The organism is Mesorhizobium sp. M1E.F.Ca.ET.041.01.1.1 (genome assembly GCF_003997355.1).
In the GTDB taxonomy this organism is placed as follows: Bacteria; Pseudomonadota; Alphaproteobacteria; order Rhizobiales; family Rhizobiaceae; genus Mesorhizobium.
The window spans coordinates 1-1,654 of the sequence record NZ_RZSL01000919.1; the positions used below are offsets into that span (position 1 = coordinate 1).

2 protein-coding genes and 1 pseudogene are annotated in these 1,654 nt (G+C 65.0%); 2 read left to right on the plus strand and 1 reads right to left on the minus strand.

Going from position 1 to position 1,654, the window contains the following annotated elements; genetic code table 11:
- On the plus strand, positions 1 to 337 hold a 337-nt coding region (locus EOA38_RS35890; protein WP_189435160.1), incomplete at its 5' end, for an NAD-binding protein.
- A gap of 6 nt (positions 338 to 343) precedes the next feature.
- Here the strand turns inward: EOA38_RS35890 and EOA38_RS35895 are convergent.
- On the minus strand, positions 344 to 1,150 hold the full coding sequence (locus EOA38_RS35895; protein ID WP_126091913.1) for a helix-turn-helix transcriptional regulator: 807 nt from the start codon (positions 1,148 to 1,150) through the stop codon (positions 344 to 346).
- A 135-nt stretch (positions 1,151 to 1,285) separates the two neighbouring features.
- On the opposite strand from EOA38_RS35895, the pseudogene EOA38_RS35900 reads away from it, so the two are divergent.
- Positions 1,286 to 1,654, plus strand: a pseudogene (locus EOA38_RS35900) (oxidoreductase); the annotation flags it as partial.

The window sequence follows — 1,654 nt, forward strand, 5'->3', positions numbered from 1 at the left end:
GCTCAAGGCCGACGGCATCGAAACCGTCGCCGGCAATGCCGCCATCGCGGAGGTCTTTTCAGCCGCCAATCCGGAAGGCGCGAAGCGGCTGATCCTTGCCATTCCCAATGCCTTCGAGGCGGGGCAGATCGTGCTTCGGGCCCGCGCCGCCAATCCGGCGATAAACGTCATCGCCCGCGCTCATTCCGATGCCGAAGTCGAGCACCTCAAGGGCCTCGGCGCCGATACGGTGATCATGGGCGAACGCGAGATCGCGCGCGGCATCGTCGAGGTGGTGATCGGCAAGACCACCGATCCGGCCGGGCCCGCCTTCGAGGTCAGATCGCAGCCTGCTTGATCCGTATCAGGCCACGAATGCGGAACCACCGTCCTGCGCGATATCGCTGAGGTATCTTGCCGGTGGCTTGCCCAGCGCCTTCTTGAACATGGTGATGAAGGCGGTGACGGATTCGTAGCCGAGATCGCCTGACACCTGCTGCACGCTGGCACCGGAGGAGAGCTCCCTCAGCGCCACGATCAAGTGCAATTGCTGACGCCAGCGGCCGAAGGTCAGCCCTGTTTCCTTCACCACGAGGCGCGCCAGGCTGCTCTCGCTGAGCGCGACATGGTTTGCCCATTCCGCCAAAGTTCTGCGGTCGGCGGGATCGTCCGCCAGCGCTTCGGCGATCCGCCGCAGCCGCGGCTCGGCCGAGATCGGCAGGTGCAATTGCTGAACAGTCATCAGCGGCAGTTCGGCGAGCAGGACCCTTCCCAGGAAATCGCACCGCGCATCGTCCGGCGCGCAGTCCGACAGTTCGATGATGAGCTCGCGCAGCAGCGGCGAGATCGAGAGCGTGCAGCACCGGTCCGGCAGTTCGGCCGCATCCGGCTCGATGTAGACGAAGAATATCCGCGCGTTGGCCGTCGCGATGTTGCTGTGCTCCATGCCGCTTGGAATCCACACGCCGCAATGCGGCGGCACCATCCACAGGCCACTGGGAACGCGGCAGGTGACGCCGCCGCCCAGCGCGAAGACAAGTTGTCCCTTGCGATGCCAGTGCTCGCGCACCTCGGCCTTGGTCTCGGTGACGTCGACGCGCACCGCAATCGCCGGCGCGAGCACATTGTCGACGTCGAAATCGGGCCATGGCCAGCGAAGAGGTTGCCTCACGATTGACGCCTTTTAGCGATTAGATGCCATAATAGCTAAATTCTTCAAACAAGGAAGTCGATAGGCTCCGGTTTGCGCATGGCGGACAACAGTTGATCGCGTTGACGCTGCACAAACCAACGAGGAGATCGACCCATGCTCGCCTTGATCACGTCTCCCGACAGCGCCACCGGGCTGAAGCTCGCCAAGGTCGAGGACCCTCGGCCCCTCGCCAACGAGGCGCTTGTCTCGGCCCAAGCAACCTCGTTGAACCGCGGCGAACTGCGCCTGCTCGCCATCCGACCGAACGGATTCATACCCGGCCAGGACGTCGTTGGCATCGTCGAACAGGCGGCGGCCGATGGCTCCGGGCCCGCCGTGGGCACCCGGGTTGCGGCTTTGGTCGACCAGGCCGGCTGGGCCGAACGTGTCGCCGTTCCGACCGACCGGCTCGCCGTCCTGCCGGACGAAGTCAGCTTCGCCTCCGCAGCCACGCTTCCGGTTGCTGGCACGACGGCGCTGAGG